The sequence below is a fragment of the Xanthobacter flavus genome, from assembly GCF_017875275.1.
GTDB lineage: Bacteria > Pseudomonadota > Alphaproteobacteria > Rhizobiales > Xanthobacteraceae > Xanthobacter > Xanthobacter flavus_A.
Window position 1 is genome coordinate 2796743 of sequence record NZ_JAGGML010000001.1, and the last position, 15707, is coordinate 2812449.

A 15707-nucleotide genomic window follows, 5' to 3' on the forward strand; every position below is an offset into this window, starting at 1 on the left:
ACGCCAGGGTAGCTCGAAGCTCGGCTACCTCAATGCTAACGCGAGGCGAGCGCCCCAGTTCGTTATCCAGCACCGCCCTCGCTCGCCCCATACTCCGCAGTCCATTCATCCTCCGACATGGGCTTGTCGCTGATCTCGTGGTGGATGTTCACGTTCTCGCTCTTGTCCACCACGAGCCCGTTCAGCTTCGCCACGTCCATCCAGGCGGCACGGGCCACTGAGAGGCCGGGCGCTCCGCCCTCCTCCTCGGCGGCCTCAGCGATGCGCTTCAGGTTGGCGGTCACGTCGGCCAGGGTGATTTCCGCGCGCATGGCGCCTCTCTCCTGCAATTCGGTGATCCGGGCACGGACGGTCGGAGTGTTGGCCAGTCGGTGGGCATTCTGGCGGTCCGCCCGGAAGCCGGCTTCGGCGTAAGCCTCGGCCGCCGCATTTCCCTCGGCCACGAGCTGGGCGAACCGCTCGCGCCGGCCGTTGCGAAGAGGGGCCACGGCTCGCTCCTTCTTTTGATCGACTCCACCTCAGATTGAGGCGGTGCTAGCGTGCACGGCTCACGCTGAGGGGGTGCACGGTGTCCAAAGTCCCGCCATCCAAGCTTCCGCTACCCGTTGAGACAACGGGATTTCGTTTTCTGACAAGCCCCGCCCTTCCGACGCACGCTGTGCTCGAATTCGATACTCCAGCAAATCCAGTTCGGATCGCGCTCGATCAATCCCAGCTCGAACGCCTCGGACGTGAAGCAGTGATTGCGGCTCAGAAAGTGAAGCCATGAGCCCTCTCCTATGACTTGGCGCGGTCGGCTGCGGATCATCGTGCTTTGGTTTTCCGGGCTCATTGCCTCGGGACTCGCAGGGGATATTGCCGCTGGATCTGGTGGGTTCACCTGGTCGCCCGAGGGGTTTTTCGCTGGAGCCTTCGCGTTCACCTGTCTTCGGCTGTGGGCGACGGAGCGCCGCTAGACACCGCGCGCATGTAGACGCGGGCGAGGCTCAGTGCTTGCCCCTTGGTCGGCTCGCCCTTCACCTGCGCCAGCAGCGCGCGGGCGCGATCAGGGTTCAGCAGGGCGTCGCGCACGATGTCATCGACGCTCTGGAGGCCGGCTTGCCGCATGGCCTCGATGACGCGGCCGAGCTGCGCGCCGCCACCGGCGCCGGCCGCCGCACCAATCCCACCGGCCGTCATGCTGCCCGCCGCGGCCCCGGCGCTGGCGAGCGCGCCCGGAGAGAGGATGCGGGCGAGCCAGGACTGCGCACCGCCGGACTTGGCCACGGCGTTCATGTCCTGCGTCGTGTTGGAGCCGCCCGGCAGCTTCACCGCCGCCAGCGAGCGGTTGGACCGCTTCAGGTCGGCCGCTACCGCCTGGAGGGTCATGATCTCCGGTCCGGAAAGCACCTGCTTCAGCGCGGGGACGTTCTGGCGGAGGAACTGCTGGAAGGCATCCGACCGCATCATGTCCGTGCCGGACGCCGCGCCCTCGGTGTTGCCGATGAACCGGAGGTTGATGTAGTCGGCCACCCCCTTGCGCAGGCCGTTGCGGGCTTCCTCGTTGCCGGCAGTCTCGCGGGCAAGGCGCGCCATCTGCTGCACGGCGTCCTGCCGTGAGAAGATGCCGCCGATGGTCTTGGTCACGTCGGCCGGGTCGGAGACGTTCAGGAGCCGCGCCACGGCGCCCTGCTCGAAGGCGTCCAGTGCCGCCTTGCGGTCGGCCGCTGCTTTGGCCATGGCCTGAGACGCCGCCACCGGGCTGGCGAGCATCTGTTCGACCTCGGGCATGGCCCGCAGGGCGTCGGTGTGCTTCTGTCGCCACGCCTGCACCTTGGCGGGGTCGAGCGTGCCGTCGAGGGGGCTCTGAGCGGCCTTGCGGAGGGTGCTGATGGCATATTCCCGGACCTGTGCCATGGCGCCGGGGGAGGCGTTGCGCAGCGCCTGCATGGCCTCGAACCCGCGCGGGCCGGGCACGAAGAACCGGCCGGGGACGACGGAGGCTTCCATCTGGAATGGGCCAGCCGCGCCGCTGCGCTGGATCGTGCCGCCCACCCGGCCGCTGTCGAAGGTCTGCGCGCGCTGCTTGGTCGCCTCGCTGGCGATTTTCAGTCGGTCGGCGGCTCCGGCGTCGAAATTGGGCTGGAGGTCGTTTGGGAGGAAGCCAGAGCCTTGTACTCCCGAATTGCCCTCAGTGTTGCGAGGTCCGCCTCGGCTTTGGCCTTGCGTTCCATATGCTGGAGAAACTCGGCCCGGTCCGAAGGAGGCATTTCCGCCACCACCTTCTGAAACGCCTTGCCCCATTTCAGCGGTGGCTCGCCGGTCATACCAAGCGCCTCGGTCCTGCTCCCACTTGGCCAGCGTGGCGGCGATGGTGTCCTCTTCGGACATCGTGCCGGCCCGCACCGCCTGCTGTTCCATCTCCGCCTTCGCGGCCACGGCGTTCTCGATATCACGCTCGATGGCGCCGCGAAGCTGCGACAAGCGAGCATACACGCGCGTCTGCCCGTTCGTCATCATCTCCTGGCGCATGGCGTCCGATACCCGGCTGCGGAGCGCCGTCATCTCGCGGAACGGCACTACATCGGGATACTTCAGGGCGGTGACGATGGCGGCCCTCTCTTCCCCTTCCAGGGGCGCGGCCGACTTCTCCAGCCCCTTCACGATGGTCCGGGCCGTGTCGCGCACGCCGGTCGCCGGCAGGTTCAGGTCGCCGGCCGGATCCACGGCCTGCCACAGGGCGCGCTCGCGCTCCTTCGCCACGGCCCGGGCGTCCATGATGTTCTGCCGGATCGCGCCGCCATACGCCTCCGGCGCGCCCTCGCCACCGATGGCCGCGGCCGCGCCCTGCGCGCGGGTGGTGGCGCTCTGCAACACCTGCCCCGTCTGCTGATCGAGCGCGGCGAGGTTCTGCCGCAGGCTGTTCACCACCTGCTCGGGCGCGCCCTTGGGCTGGATCGCCTCCAACGCGCCGACGCGGGCCGTGTTCTGGTCCGCCCGGCGCTGCATGAACTCGGCCGGGTTCTGCGCTGCGCTCGCGCGCTCCAGGGCGCCAAGGCCCATGTCGCCCGTCAACTGGAAGGTCGTCGGCTCGGACCCCTTCACCAGATTGCGCGCCACGGCGCCCGGCTCGGTCGGCAGGCCGACCTGCTTCGATGCTGCAGCCGCGTCCAGCGTGTCGCGCACCGCGGCGGGATCGGTCGCCCACTGCTGCAGGCGCTCGCCGGCCACGCGCTCCTGCGTCGCTGGATCGGACAGGCGGAAGTCGCGCCACGCCTGCGGCAGGCCGGCCACGCCGCGCCCGGCCGCCACGGCACCGACACCCACACCGGCCCCGGCCATTCCTCCCACGGTCTCCGCAAGCGGCTTCCACGGTTCGGGGACAACCTGCCCCGCCATCTGGCCGCCGATACCAGCCGCGGCGCCGACACCGGCATTCACCGCGGCATCGCCGACCGAGGCCGAGCGGCCGAATATCTGCCCGAGCGTGTTCATGGCGCCTTCGCCAATGACCCCGGCGCGGCCAAGAGCGCCCAGTGCCGCTTCCGGAGCGATCATGCCACCCACACCAGCACCTGCAGCGCGCAGCAGCTTCTCTTCCGTGCTGTTCGCTTGCACCTTGGCGGGATCGTTCACGCCGACCTTCTCGCCGACGCCGGCCAGCCACTGACTTCCGCCGACCGGAGCCTCGATATTGCGCACTGGCGCGCCAGTCATGGCGCGCACCTGCCCGGCCGCTTTGTTGAAGAGCCACGTCGCGGCGTCCACCGGCGCGCCAAGCGTGCCATAGATCGCCTCATTGAGGCCGGCGGTGATGTTGTTCCAAGGACCGGAAGGCGAGGGCTGGGCGGGCTGCGGCGAGTTGGGGATCAGGTCATCGAACATGCCGGAGGCCGCCTGCTGCTGCGGCCCGTCGGGGATCAGATCGTCGAAGAGCCCCTGCCGAGCCTGCGGAGCCTGACCGAGAATGCCCGTCGGGCGCGGCGGGATCGGGTCGGCACCGGACACCGGACGGATGGCGCCCTCGATAGCCCGCACGCCGGCCGACTTCGGCGGCTCTGCCGTGTAAGCCATGTCCTGCGGCGGCATGAACTGCACGCCGGAAAGCCCCTGGTTGGTGTCGGCCGGGCCGAGGTCGCGCCCCACGGGCACGTCGAACCGCCCCTCCGGCGCATTGCGGAACGCGCCGCCGGTGTCATGCACCACCACCGGGACGTCGCGCAGCACGTGGCGCTGCCCGCCGGCCTGATAACTCACCTCGGGGATGGTGTAGGATCGCCCATAGAGCGCGGGATTGCCGGCGATGGTCACATAGGGTGCCTGTCCGGTACGGAAGTCCTCCAGCGTGCGCACGACGGCCTGTCCGTCCGGGCCAGGCCGAGATGATGCATATCCACCTTCCATCCGGTCGCCGCCGCGCTGAGGGGAATAGGTCGTGACGCGCGGGGATTGGCCCATCAGGCGCTCCGCGAGGCTCGCGGCGTTGGGGTCGGCGGGCGGAAGGGGCACGAGGTCTTGAAAGGCGTTCTGCATGGTCAAAGCCCCGCCGGGTTCACGCCCATTTGCTGGAGACGCTGGATCACGGCGTCACGTGGCGCGCCGCGGGCGATGGCAGCCCGGGCCTGCGCAAGCGGATCACCGGCGGCCGGGGACGCAGTGGACGGGCTGGACGGCGCCGCCTGCCCCTGCTGGCCGCCCGGCACCATGGCGCCCTGCGCCCGCAGCTTGGCAAGGCCAGTGGTCAGCGCATCCTTGAACTCTCCGAGCGCGGCCCGGTAATCCTGAAGGTTCTGCGCGGCGTTGAGGCGCGCCATGGCGTTCTCGGCCTTGAGGCCTTCCACTTCCGTGATGGCGCCGCCGCCCTTCAGCATGTTGTAGCCCTGAAGGAACACGCCACCCTTGAGCTGATCCATGCGAGCCTGCACGCGCGCCGCGTCCGCCGACACGTTCGGCAGGCTGGAGGCCAGCGGCCCGAGCATACTCGGCAGGTAGGGATCGGCCGCCAGATCATCGATCTGCTTGGCGATCTGCCCCGCCATGCCTTCCGCGCCGGGGAGCTGCGCTTGCGCCTCGCCGGCCGCCTTGCCGACGGCGCTCTGCTGCGCGACGCCGGCCACGTTCTTCGGGATCGTGGTGATGGGCTGGCGCGTCTGCGGATCGAGCAACACGAAGTGGGTTCCGGCATCGACCTTGATCGGGTCCTTCGCGACCGTGAAACCGGCGGGGAGCTTCGGCTGGATCGGGTTGCCGTCCTTGCCCAGCTGCATGATCGCGGGATTGCCGTTCGCGTCCACGCCCCACACCGGGTTGAGACCATAGGTCGGCTGTTCGGCCTTCCCGGCCCGCTGGCGCAAGATGTCGATCTTCTGCCGCTCGAAATCGTTCTGCGTCGCCTGCTGTCCGAGCCCTTGATAGACGCGAGCGCCCTCCAGGTCCCCATTGCCCATGAGGCGCGCGGCCATCGACTGATAGTTTGGCGTCGCCGTCGGGTTCGCGGCCATCTCGGCACCGAGGGCCTTTCGACCGTCGAGAACGTCCTGTTGGCGCCGGGACGCTTGGCCCTGGTCATAGGCGCCCAGCAGCCGGTCGGCATAGGAGGCGATCTGCGCGCCCTGATTGGGCTGGACGGGGATGAAGAACGTCGGGACATCGAACGCCATGGCGTCAGCCCTCCCGCTTCGGGAGCGGCTTCACAGCCGGCGGGGTGACACCGGCCCGCTCGATGCGCTCCAGGATGGCGCGGCGCGCGAACTCGGCCTGAGTGATGCTCTCGCGGGCCGCGGCCTCGGTAATCGCGGCGTTGAAGCCCTGAGGCCCGCGGAGGTTCATGATTTCGGTGAGAGAACCGGCCATCTGCAAATCTCCAGTTCGGCCCATGATACAGCGACTTTGAACTGTAATATTGCGATTTATATTGATGGATTGTAGAAGCAATATGTCCACTGAAGACTACCAGAGACTAACCTATCAATTTAATTGAAGCTTGCGGGCAATCCCGGCCTCCCGCGCCCGCTCGTCTTCCACGAAGCGCTTCCAGTGTTCGGCCTCGTGCTGGGAGGCGGCGCATTGGCCGAGCAGGTAGGCGTTCCGCCGGCCGAGGTCGTCCATGCACTCGTGGTGGATCTGGATTTGCTGACGCAGGCGATCCCGCTCGACGTTCAGGCCGGCCACGAGTTGCTGGAGGGCGTCCACCTGGCCGCCGAGGTCCTGGCAGCGATCCCGGAAGAAGTCCGACAAGGCGGCCCGGTCCTTCAGGCACTGGCGAGACCGGCGGCGGCGCTCGGCTCGGCCGCGCTTGGGCGCACCATGGCGGGCGCCGGCCCAGTCCGCGGCGGCGCGGAGCAGGGTGGCGAGGAGCGAGGGGCGAGGGTTCGACATGGTTCGGGCTCCTGTGCTGCCGGGGCGAGGCCCCGCGGCGCGTTCCAATTGCTACTGGCGCTAACTGGCCGCACCGGCACGGATGTTGCTCGGTGGGGACGACAAATGACGACCACGGACGCTCACCCCGGAATTGTCACATCTCCCCCAAAGTGGGGGCGCGTTTCGCTGCAAGGATCGCGATGACGGGGGCGAGCGATCATGCAGGAGAACCGAGCCATGCAGTGCACCGACATCCGCCCGCAGCACGCCCGCCCCAGCCAGTCGTCCACTGTGCTGGCTTCCCTCGATGAGGCGGCGGACTTCCTGCGGACCCTGCCCATCGCGGAGCATACCGAGCCCCTGATCGACGTGATGGAGGCAGCGGACGAACCGGAGATGGAGCCGCGGGCCTGGCAGGCCTTCGAGACCTTCGCCTGCGCCATGGGGCTGCGGGTGCGACTGGTGGCGTGAGGCGAGGTCGGGATATCGACTTCGGCTAGCAGCCAATTGCGCGGGTCTTCTCTCCGACCATGGGGCACCCTTCGCCGACCAGTTGGCGTTGCGCCCCACGTTCCAACGTGGGGGCGCTTCCAACGCCCCTGGGGGTTATAGGGGGTGTGTCTCCCCCAGCCCTTCAAAAGCGTTGGAAGGGCGTCGGAATAGCGTTGGAAGTCAGTCGGAAGCATCGCCATTGTCCCTTTTGAGGGCGATGCGGTGCCTCGGCTTGGATGGCGGACCGAACACCTCATTCACGATCCGGCCCTCGGCGAAGAGGTTGTTCATCGCGGTGAGGAAGCCCGCCTTCGTGATACCTTCGGCCTTGGCGTCACGGCAGAGGGTGGAGCCTCGAGCCACCGGAAGGCCGATCCATTGCGAGCCCGCCGCAGTGGCGACGGCAAGCTGGAGCGCGAGGAGGCTCTTGCCCGTGCCACCGTCGCCATAGAGCAGCGTCACGTTCCCGGCCGGGATCATGCCTTCCACGTGCTCCTGCCGGGGCGGGATTGGCTTGCCGGCGAGGTCGGCCGCGCATACCACCTCCAGCGGTTCGGCCATCTGGTGCCGATCTCGCCGCATCGATTGCGGCGCCGGGGCTGGGCCGTCGGTGCCCGTGCCGCGCATCTCGTGACGGTGCTCCTGCCGGTCCGGGACGTCGCGGGGCTTCAGCCGACCGGCGGCCAGCCCGCTCTCGATGGTGGCGAGCACCGGGCGCTCGCCGTCGTCGGCGATGAGGCCGCAGTTGCTGGCCGCCTGCCCGGCCGGGGTGAGCCAGGTGAGCCCGGCGAGGCGGATTGATGCCACGTTCGGATGCCTCTAGATAACGACACGATATCGTGCTGTTATCAGGTGGGCGCCGAAAACGCAACGATACCGTGCCGTTTCGACCAGGAGCACAGGATGAACTCACCGCCAAGGCCGGGGGGGCGGCCCAGCCGACAGCAGGCCGCGGCGCTGGATGCCCGGCTGCTTGACGGCGCCCGGGCTGCGTTCGGGCGAAAGGGCATCGCGAACACCTCGCTGGAAGAAATCGCCACGAGTCTCGGCATCTCCAAGCACACTCTCTATCGCCGCCATGCGAGCAAGCAGGCCCTGCTGGATGCCGTGGTCGAACGCGACATGCATGCCTTTCGCGAGGCGCTGCTGGCGGCGTCGGTCGACGGCGACACCGGGGATCCGCTGGAGGCGCTCCGCCGCGTGGCCCACCGCTATGTCGAGATCGGCAGCCGCCGGGAATATGCCGCCTTCTATTTGTCCGTCTGTGCCGAGGCGGCCCTGTCCGCCAATTTGAGGCACCGCCTCGCCCTCTGGTCGGAACGGGCTCTGGAGCCGCTGAGCAAGGCGATCGGCGCGGCTCAGGAGGCCGGGCTGCTGCGCGCAGAGAGCCCCGCCGAGATTACCGGGCTCCTCATCGATCTGCTCGAAGGCGTGAACAACCGCCTCCGCCTCGCACCCGTCGAGGAGGATGACGGGGAGGTGCTGACGTTGCTGTTCGACCGACGGTGGGCCGCCTTCCTCGCCGTAACGGCCACGGACGGGGCGCGCGCGTGAACTGGTCGGAAACCCGCACGCGCAGACGCGGTCATAGGGCTATGGCGTACACGTAGTTCTCTTCTTGGTCGCTCGCGGCCCGCCAGATACCTTTAAAACCCAACAAAACAAAGACTTAATTCGATGCGTGGTCGCGACTCCCTCAATTTGTCCCACATTTTGTTTGTGTATCCACAAAAACGGGGGAGGATCATAATCCAGCTTGAAGTTCGTTCTGGCCCAATGAGAGGACCAGAACATGAGGCGCAGCCGCTTCACGGAAGAGCAAATCATCGGCATCCTGAAGGAGCACGAGGCCGGGGTTCCGGTGTCGGACCTGTGTCGCTAGCACGGGGTCAGCGATGCCAGCATCTACAAGTGGAAGGCCCGTTTCGGCGGGATGGACGTGTCGGAGGCCAAGCGGCTGCGCGAGCTCGAGGACGAGAGCGCCAAGCTGAAGCGCATGCTCGCCGACGCGCCTGGAGAGTCGCCTCGCACTAGGCGCCAGATCTGGAGCCTAGTGCGAGCCTCAATCCTTCTTTGTAACCAAAGGACACGTCGAGAGGGAAAGGGGCTGGAACGCCTGGTCGCCCGGGATCGTGGCGATCAGGTTGTAGTAGTCCCAGGGGCCTTTCGATTGCGCGGGCGTCTTGACTTGAAACAGATACATGTCGTGGACCATGCGGCCGTCCACGCGGATCTTCCCGTTTTTGTAAAAGACATCATTGACCGGAATCTCGCGCATCTTGCGCATGACGGCCTCAGTCTCGTCCGTCCCGGCTGCTTCGACCGCCTTGAGATAATGCAAGGTCGCCGAGTAGGTCCCGGTCTGGAGCATGTTGGGCATGGCTTTCATCTTCTCGAAGAAGCGCTGGGACCATTTCCGCGTGTCGTCGTTCATGTCCCAGTAGCTTGCCTCGGTGATGGTAAGGCCCTGCGCCTCCTTCAGCCCCAGGCCGTGGACGTCGTTGATAAATCCGGCGAGCGTGGCGAGCTTTTGTCCGCTTTGCGTGATGCCGAACTGGGCGGCCTGCTTGATGGAGTTGATGGTGTCGGCACCGGCGTTTGCCAGCGCTACCACCTTGGCGCCAGAGCCCTGCGCCTGCAGCAGGGCGGACGCGAAATCGGTCGTGCCGACCGGTAGCCGCGTGCTGCCGAGGACCTTGCCGCCGTTGGCGGTGACCACGTCGCCCGTATCCTTGGCGAGGCTGTGTCCGAACGCATAGTCGGCCACGATGAAATACCAGCTGTTATTCCCCTGCTTGACCAGGGCCGTGCCGGTGCTGTTCGCGATCGCGTAGGAATCATACGCCCAGTGAATCACATAGGGACCGCAGGCATCGTTCGTGATGCGGATCGAGCCGGGCGAACTGAGGGCGATGATCTTCTTCTTGTCCTTCGCCACTTCAAGCGCTGCCAGCGCCGGTGAGGAAGAGGCGACATCCAGAATCGCGTCAACGTTTTCGGAATCGAACCAGCGACGGGCAATGGCGCCGCCGATGTCGGCCTTGTTCTGGTGATCGGCGAAAACCACTTCGATGGGCTTTCCGAGTACCTTGCCGCCGAACTCCTCGACCGCCATTTTCGCGGCCGTTACAGCTCCCATCCCCGTAATATCGGCATAGACACCCGACATATCCTCAATCAGACCGATCTTCACCACATCGTCGGAGATCTTCGGTGTCTGCGCGGCGGCGAGCGAGGCCGCGACGAGCGCCATCGGCGCAAGAGCCGCCGACACGGTGAGAGCGTGACGGAGACGTTTCATCCCACGACTGGCCATTGATCCATCCCTTTGAATTTATTGTGGGCCGCACCTATTCGGGCGCAAAGCTCTGCGGCGGCTGCGGAATCTTACGGGTGGCCGATCCTTGGACACAATGTGGGAAAGCCACTGGGTTGAGCCCAGTGCTGTGCCCATCCCACATACCGCCGTTGGAAACGGGCTCAGTGCTTGCCACGTTCCGCACGGCTGGCAAACGCGGCGAGGCCCCGCCTGGCGTCCTCGCTCGTGAAGGTCCGCTGGCCGAGAGCCGCCTCGCGTGCGAAGGCCTCGTCCCAGGACGCGTCCTGAAGCGTCAGCGCCGCCTCCTTGATGGTCTGTATGGCGGTCGGGCTGAGCGCTGCGATCCCGTCGGCAATTTCGTGCGCGCGGGTCTCTACCACCTCGGGTGCAACGACCTGATTGACAACCCCGAACCGGACCATCTCATCCGGAGAGAAGCGCCTCGCCGTCAGCATGATCTCCATGGCGTGGGCATAGCCGATCTGCCGGACGAGGCGAACCAGTGTGCCGCCGGCGGGCACAAAGCCATGAACCGGCTCCGGCAACTGGAACACCGCGTCCGAAGAGGCGATGCGGATGTCGCTCGCGAGCATGATTTCGAAGCCACCGCCAATGCAGAGCCCGCGCACGGCGCAGACGAGGGGCTTATGGAAGCGCTGCCCCTTGAGGTGGGCCGGATCCCAGGCGCTGATGTCGAAGCGGCCGCTCGCAAGGGCGGGAATGGACTCGGTCAGGTCGGCGCCCACGCAGAAGGCCCGCGTCCCTGCACCGGTAAGGACCACGGCATGGACGGTGTCATCGTCCCGCGCTTCGGCAAAGGCCTTGCCTAAATCCTCGTACATCTGAAGCGACAACGCGTTCAGCTTGTCGGGTCTGGCGATGCGGATGGTGGCGACGTTGCCGTCCTTGGTGAGTTCGATCGCCACGTCAGATCGCTCCCTGATCCGCAAGCCGCGCCAGGTCCTCGGCGGACAGGCCGGCGAGGTCGCCATAGACCAAGGCGTTGTGCTCGCCGACGTCGGGCGCCTTGGCAAAGGTCGTGGCGGGCGTTGCGGAGAGCTTCACAGGCTGACCGAACATGCGGACCATCTCGGCCCCGAGGGGCACATTCACGATCATCTCGCGCGCCGCGATGTGTGGATCCTCGACCACCTCTGCAATCGTCTTGATCGCGCTCAGCGGGATCGTGTCGCCCGCCATCTCTTCCAGTTCCGCCTTGGTGTATGTGCTGAACCAGCGCTCGAGGATCGGCCGTACCCGCGTTTCGGCCACCACCGGGTCGAACCTTTTCTCCATCGTGTCGATGGCCGGATCGGCGGCCACCTCAGGCTCGCCGAACATCTGGCAGGTGAGGCGCCAGAACTTGTCCGTATAGCCGCCGAAGAAGACGTATCCGTCCTTGCAGGGGAACTGTCCGTAGGGGCGCACGAAGGGATGTTCGCTGCCGAGCGGCGTGGCGACCTCGCCCTTGGTCGTGTAGCGCACTACGGCATTTTCGGTGAGACTCAACACCGAGTCCTGCTGGGAGATGTCGACCACCTGGCCCTCGCCGCCCTTTTCGACCACCCGGAGCGCAGCCAGCGTCCCGATGGCGGCATAGAGGGAGGCGGCGAGATCGCCGATGATTGTCCCGACCCGCACTGGCGGTCGATCGGCATAGCCGTTCATGGACCAGAGCCCGCCAGCGGCCTGACCCGTATTGTCGAACGCTGGGCGGGAGGAGTTCGGACCGGTACGTCCGAAACCGCTGATGGCGGTGTACACGAGCTTCGGGTTCTCCAGCCGAAGGACTTCATAGCCGAGGCCGAGTTTTTCCATAGTGCCGGGCCGGAAATTCTCGACCAGCACGTCGACCTCGCGCACCAGACGCTTTAGTAGCGCCTTGCCCTCCTCCGTCTTCATGTTCAGCGAGATGCCGAGCTTGTTGCGGTTGAACTGGGTGAAGAAGGCACTCAACCCCGCGTCCTCGCCGGCCACAAAAGGCGGAAACGTGCGCGCATAGTCGGGGTCGTCGGGGTGCTCGACCTTGATGACGGTAGCGCCGAGATCGGCGAGGAGCATGGCGCAGTATGGACCCGCGACCACACGGGTGATGTCCAGCACCTTCAGCCCCGCCAGAGGCCCTCGCGGTGCATCAGCCGGGGTGCAACTGGTCCCCGTGGCAGATGGAAAATCGAGCGGCATGCTTACCTCCCCAGGCGAGGTTTTCCCGCGCCCTTGTTGATCTCGGCCCCGGCGCCGGCCCTGCAGTTTCAGCACGCTCCAACCCCGTCCGACACCCCCGCGTCTCAGGCGGTCTCACGGCGATAGCGCCCGGCGCTTCGGTCCATTGTTCAGCCTGCCAGTTTGGGGGGGCTCGCGGGACGGAGAAATATGGCTGTGGCACATTTGGAAGTGCGAATGATGTGCATTATCACCATTCATGTACCATTTGTTCGTGCGAGAGTGGGCTAGCATCCGGGCTGGAAACGGCCAAGAAGACGTGCGCCCCGGGGAGGAAAAGATGTCGATCCAGCTCACGAGGGCTGCGGCTCACGCGGCGCCTGATTCGGTTTCATATTACCGAAATCTCCTCCGCCTTCTCAACGAGAACGCTGCCAATTCCAGCTTCGAGCGTCTCGCTGACGATATTCGGCGCCAGGTACGCAATGCTGATGCCGCCCGGGAATTGCTCTCCGACATCGCCGTCGCGACCCGCCTTCGCGATAGCGCCGAGCAGAAGCGCAAGCGCGAGGGTGAACTGACCGCGCTGAACGAGACCGCGAGGGACCTTGCGGGGCTGCGCGATACCGACCAGGTGCTCCGCGCCATCGTCCAGCGCGCTAAGCAGCTTTCGGGAAGCGACATCGCCTACCTCTCGGCGGCCGACGAGGAGCATGGCGATTTCTATGTGCGCGCCACCGAGGGCGTGATCTCGCGCGACTTCGCCACGATCCGCGTTCCAAGGAACATCGGCGTGTGCGGGAGCGTCGCCAAGAGCCGCAGCCCATTCCAGTCCAGCAACTATCCGGCCGATACGAAGTTCGACCATGACCGCGGAATCGACTGCGCCACCGCCGGAGAGGGGATTGTCTCCATCCTGGGCGTTCCGTTGGCGCTGGAAACCCAGGTCATTGGCGTGCTGTTTGTCGGCGACCGCTACGCGCGTTCTTACACGCCGCATGAGATCGCCGTGCTGTCCTCGCTCGCCACGTTCGCCGCGCTCGCCATCGAGAATGCACGACTTTTGGAAGAGGCTCGGCGCGCCTTGCGCATCGCGAAGCAGGCCAACGCGGCTCTCACGGCCAAGGCGGAGGATGTGGAAGAAGCGGCCGTCGCCCACGAGCAACTGACCGAACTGATTGCCCGCGGCGGTTCTCTGGAGGACCTAACCCGACGGGTCTCCAATCTGCTCAAGGGCGATGCCTGCATGCTGGACGACCGCCGTCGCCTCACCTGTGGCCAGTTGCCGGAGGATCTGGCCGATGAGGACCTTGCCAAGGCGATCCGAGACAGCGCGGTGCTTGGCCGTTCGGTCTCCCTGCGAAGTGCCGAGGGCGATATGACCCGCGTGGCGGCGGTGATGGGTGGCTCGGCGCGGTTGGGAGCGCTGCTCCTGACCCGAAAGCGGGAACTTTCAGAATCGGAGGTTCGCACGCTTGAACGCAGCGCCCTTGTTTCCGGTATTGTCCTCATGTCACTGGAGCGGGTGGCTCAAGCCACCTACCGGAACGTCTCGGACATCGTCGCAGCCTTGCTGCGTGGCGCCACGGACCCTTTCACGCCGGAATGCGCGCGGCGGCTGCCGAGCGGGGTCGCGCTATCATGGCCGATAACCCTCCTGCTGGTAGACGCGGGCGATGTGCCCGCAACCCGAATCTCGTCCGCATTGCGCTCCGGGCTTGGCGGCCGCGATACTATCCTAGCTGAATTCAACGGCGACGTGGTGATCGTGACCAGCGTCAGCAATCCCTCGGGTCTCGCCGAACGGGCTGCGGAAGCGCTGGACGAGGCGTTTCAAACGCGCTTCAGCATCGTTATCTCCGCGCCCGTTCCCGAACTCGACGGCGTCCCGGCCGCCTACCAGGCCCTACTCCGCGCCTGCGCACTGATGCACACGATCGGACAATCGGGGCAGATCATGTTCGAGAAGACGCTCTCCATCTACGCCCTGCTGTTCGAGCAAAAAGGCGAAGATGCCATCGAGCAGTTCGTCATGTCCGCAGTGGGCCCGCTGATCGAACACGACCTCCGGCGGAAGAGCAGGCTCACCGCGACGCTGCTTGCCTATATGGACAACGGCCACAGCCTTCATAAGTCCGCCGCCTCGCTGGGGATCCACGTGAACACCATGCGGCAGCGCCTGGAAAGCATCGGCGAGATCGCTCCGAACTGGAGCGAAGCTGGACGCACGCTCGACATTCATTTGGCGCTGCGCCTCAACGCCATTAGGCGGGGATGCTGATGGCCGAACTGGCTTCAAAACCAACGTTGCAGAGCAGCGCATCCCGGGTCGCGTGATCCTCGACGCGCGCCGGCAGAAGCGACACCTGCCCCGGATCAGTCCCGCCGATGTAGCCCATGAAAATGGCCGCCTCAGTAACGGGGCGGTTCAGAGCGACCTTCACCTGCCGCCCAACTGCGGACATTTCTCTCAGACCGGGTGGCTGTTCCACCGGGTCTTTCGAGGCGTCGGAACCTTGGGTGAAAATAAAGAGGCGCCAATACGCCGACTTGGGGAAGACGTCGCTGTTCTCCGAAAATGCTGCCGACAGCACTCTCGGAGCGCCGGCTTGAATAGGCCTGGCTAATACTGGTAATTCAGCGAAACATGAACACGCTCTATCGCCATTGGCCGCCAAGGATGGCTGTCAGCTCCTGTCCGGCGGCAAGCAGAACGGGGGACATGATCGCGATCTGAGCGGGCGTGAAACGGGTGCGCGGGCCCGAGATCGTCAACGCCCCCGCAAGAGCGATGCCGCCGGAAAAAACCGGCACCGAGATCGCCGCTGTTTCCGTGTCCCGCTCCCCCTGAGAGACCAAGGGCAGATTTGCGAGCAGCGCCCGGCGCTCCGCCACGTCCCGGGAGCGCGAGAAAGCCGTCAGCACATGCCCGGCGGCGCCCTTGTCGAGGGCAAGCACGTCGCCCTCGCGGATGTGGTCTCGGATGGGCTGATTGGAATCTTCCCGGAACAGGCAGACCCGCACCGGCCCGTCGCGATGGAAGAACGAGGCGCTCTCTCCCGTCTCCCGCACCAGCTCGCGCAGGATGGGGCGGACGTGCCGGTCGAGCCTGAAACTGCGCTGATAGAGGCTGCCGAGTCGCATTACCTCAAAGCCCAGCGCGTAGGTCTTGTCCGGCATCCTGACTAGGCATCCTGCGCGCTCCAGGGACACGGCAAGGCGCAAGAGGGTGCTCTTGTAGAAGCCCGTCCGCTCGGAAAGCTCGTGCAGGCTGAGCGCCGTGTCGCCATCCCGGAACGCCCCCAGGATGCGGAAGGCGCGGTCCACCGCCTCCACTCCGCCCGCGGACTTCGCGTCCTTCTCCCCGTCTGAAGACATGCCCCCCCCCCCGTCC

General features: G+C 66.1%; 14 protein-coding genes and 1 pseudogene. 4 read left to right on the forward strand and 11 right to left on the reverse strand.

What is annotated here, in order from left to right:
• Positions 1-62 precede the first annotated feature (62 nt).
• The 5 genes from J2126_RS13485 to J2126_RS13505 all read right to left on the reverse strand — a co-directional run bounded on the left by J2126_RS13485 (position 63) and on the right by J2126_RS13505 (position 6357).
• On the reverse strand, positions 63-488 hold the full coding sequence (locus tag J2126_RS13485; RefSeq protein ID WP_209487454.1) for a terminase small subunit: 426 nt from the start codon (positions 486-488) through the stop codon (positions 63-65).
• Between the two features lie 430 nt (positions 489-918).
• A complete protein-coding gene (locus J2126_RS13490) occupies positions 919-4512 on the reverse strand; it encodes a hypothetical protein (protein WP_209487455.1) in 3594 nt (1197 codons plus the stop codon).
• 2 nt (positions 4513-4514) lie between these two features.
• Entirely contained in the window at positions 4515-5639 is a 1125-nt protein-coding gene (locus J2126_RS13495) for a hypothetical protein (protein WP_209487456.1), read from the reverse strand.
• A gap of 4 nt (positions 5640-5643) precedes the next feature.
• On the reverse strand, positions 5644-5832 hold the full coding sequence (locus J2126_RS13500) for a hypothetical protein (RefSeq protein WP_209487457.1): 189 nt from the start codon (positions 5830-5832) through the stop codon (positions 5644-5646).
• A gap of 114 nt (positions 5833-5946) precedes the next feature.
• On the reverse strand, positions 5947-6357 hold the full coding sequence (locus J2126_RS13505) for a hypothetical protein (protein ID WP_209487458.1): 411 nt from the start codon (positions 6355-6357) through the stop codon (positions 5947-5949).
• Positions 6358-6576: 219 nt separating this feature from the next.
• On the opposite strand from J2126_RS13505, the gene J2126_RS13510 reads away from it, so the two are divergent.
• The gene (locus J2126_RS13510) at positions 6577-6810 is read left to right on the forward strand and encodes a hypothetical protein (protein ID WP_245327321.1); all 234 of its coding nucleotides are present in this window, start codon (positions 6577-6579) and stop codon (positions 6808-6810) included.
• 201 nt (positions 6811-7011) lie between these two features.
• Here the strand turns inward: J2126_RS13510 and J2126_RS25790 are convergent, their stop codons facing one another.
• Positions 7012-7638 (reverse strand): AAA family ATPase, encoded by a 627-nt coding sequence (locus J2126_RS25790; RefSeq protein WP_348634299.1) that lies wholly within the window; start codon positions 7636-7638, stop codon positions 7012-7014.
• Between the two features lie 96 nt (positions 7639-7734).
• Here J2126_RS25790 and J2126_RS13520 point away from each other — a divergent pair, with 96 nt between their 5' ends.
• A complete protein-coding gene (locus J2126_RS13520) occupies positions 7735-8385 on the forward strand; it encodes a TetR/AcrR family transcriptional regulator (protein WP_209490140.1) in 651 nt (216 codons plus the stop codon).
• Positions 8386-8623: 238 nt separating this feature from the next.
• Positions 8624-8842: pseudogene (locus J2126_RS13525) on the forward strand (transposase); the annotation flags it as partial.
• Between the two features lie 51 nt (positions 8843-8893).
• Here J2126_RS13525 and J2126_RS13530 read toward each other — a convergent pair.
• The 3 genes from J2126_RS13530 to J2126_RS13540 all read right to left on the reverse strand — a co-directional run bounded on the left by J2126_RS13530 (position 8894) and on the right by J2126_RS13540 (position 12334).
• Entirely contained in the window at positions 8894-10147 is a 1254-nt protein-coding gene (locus tag J2126_RS13530) for an ABC transporter substrate-binding protein (RefSeq protein ID WP_432445328.1), read from the reverse strand.
• 164 nt (positions 10148-10311) lie between these two features.
• The gene (locus J2126_RS13535; RefSeq protein ID WP_209487460.1) at positions 10312-11076 is read right to left on the reverse strand and encodes an enoyl-CoA hydratase/isomerase family protein; all 765 of its coding nucleotides are present in this window, start codon (positions 11074-11076) and stop codon (positions 10312-10314) included.
• A gap of 1 nt (position 11077) precedes the next feature.
• Entirely contained in the window at positions 11078-12334 is a 1257-nt protein-coding gene (locus J2126_RS13540) for a CaiB/BaiF CoA transferase family protein (RefSeq protein ID WP_209487461.1), read from the reverse strand.
• A 319-nt stretch (positions 12335-12653) separates the two neighbouring features.
• On the opposite strand from J2126_RS13540, the gene J2126_RS13545 reads away from it, so the two are divergent.
• Positions 12654-14594, forward strand: a complete 1941-nt coding sequence (locus J2126_RS13545; RefSeq protein ID WP_209487462.1) for a helix-turn-helix domain-containing protein — start codon at positions 12654-12656, stop codon at positions 14592-14594.
• Here J2126_RS13545 and J2126_RS13550 read toward each other — a convergent pair.
• Together J2126_RS13550 and J2126_RS13555 are read right to left on the reverse strand one after the other, a co-directional pair.
• Positions 14578-14907, reverse strand: coding sequence for a hypothetical protein (locus J2126_RS13550; RefSeq protein ID WP_209487463.1), 330 nt, complete (start codon positions 14905-14907; stop codon positions 14578-14580). The genes J2126_RS13545 and J2126_RS13550 overlap by 17 nt on opposite strands.
• 64 nt (positions 14908-14971) lie before the next feature.
• The gene (locus J2126_RS13555) at positions 14972-15640 is read right to left on the reverse strand and encodes an IclR family transcriptional regulator (protein ID WP_209487464.1); all 669 of its coding nucleotides are present in this window, start codon (positions 15638-15640) and stop codon (positions 14972-14974) included.
• Positions 15641-15707: the final 67 nt, after the last annotated feature.

Coding starts and splice junctions, on each gene's coding strand:
- J2126_RS13490 (WP_209487455.1), bottom strand. CDS start 4,512: ATGCAGAACGCCTTTCAAGACCTCGTGCCCCTTCCGCCCGCCGACCCC.
- J2126_RS13495 (WP_209487456.1), bottom strand. CDS start 5,639: ATGGCGTTCGATGTCCCGACGTTCTTCATCCCCGTCCAGCCCAATCAG.
- J2126_RS13500 (WP_209487457.1), bottom strand. CDS start 5,832: ATGGCCGGTTCTCTCACCGAAATCATGAACCTCCGCGGGCCTCAGGGC.
- J2126_RS13505 (WP_209487458.1), bottom strand. CDS start 6,357: ATGTCGAACCCTCGCCCCTCGCTCCTCGCCACCCTGCTCCGCGCCGCC.
- J2126_RS13510 (WP_245327321.1), top strand. CDS start 6,577: ATGCAGTGCACCGACATCCGCCCGCAGCACGCCCGCCCCAGCCAGTCG.
- J2126_RS13520 (WP_209490140.1), top strand. CDS start 7,735: ATGAACTCACCGCCAAGGCCGGGGGGGCGGCCCAGCCGACAGCAGGCC.
- J2126_RS13530 (WP_432445328.1), bottom strand. CDS start 10,147: ATGGCCAGTCGTGGGATGAAACGTCTCCGTCACGCTCTCACCGTGTCG.
- J2126_RS13540 (WP_209487461.1), bottom strand. CDS start 12,334: ATGCCGCTCGATTTTCCATCTGCCACGGGGACCAGTTGCACCCCGGCT.
- J2126_RS13545 (WP_209487462.1), top strand. CDS start 12,654: ATGTCGATCCAGCTCACGAGGGCTGCGGCTCACGCGGCGCCTGATTCG.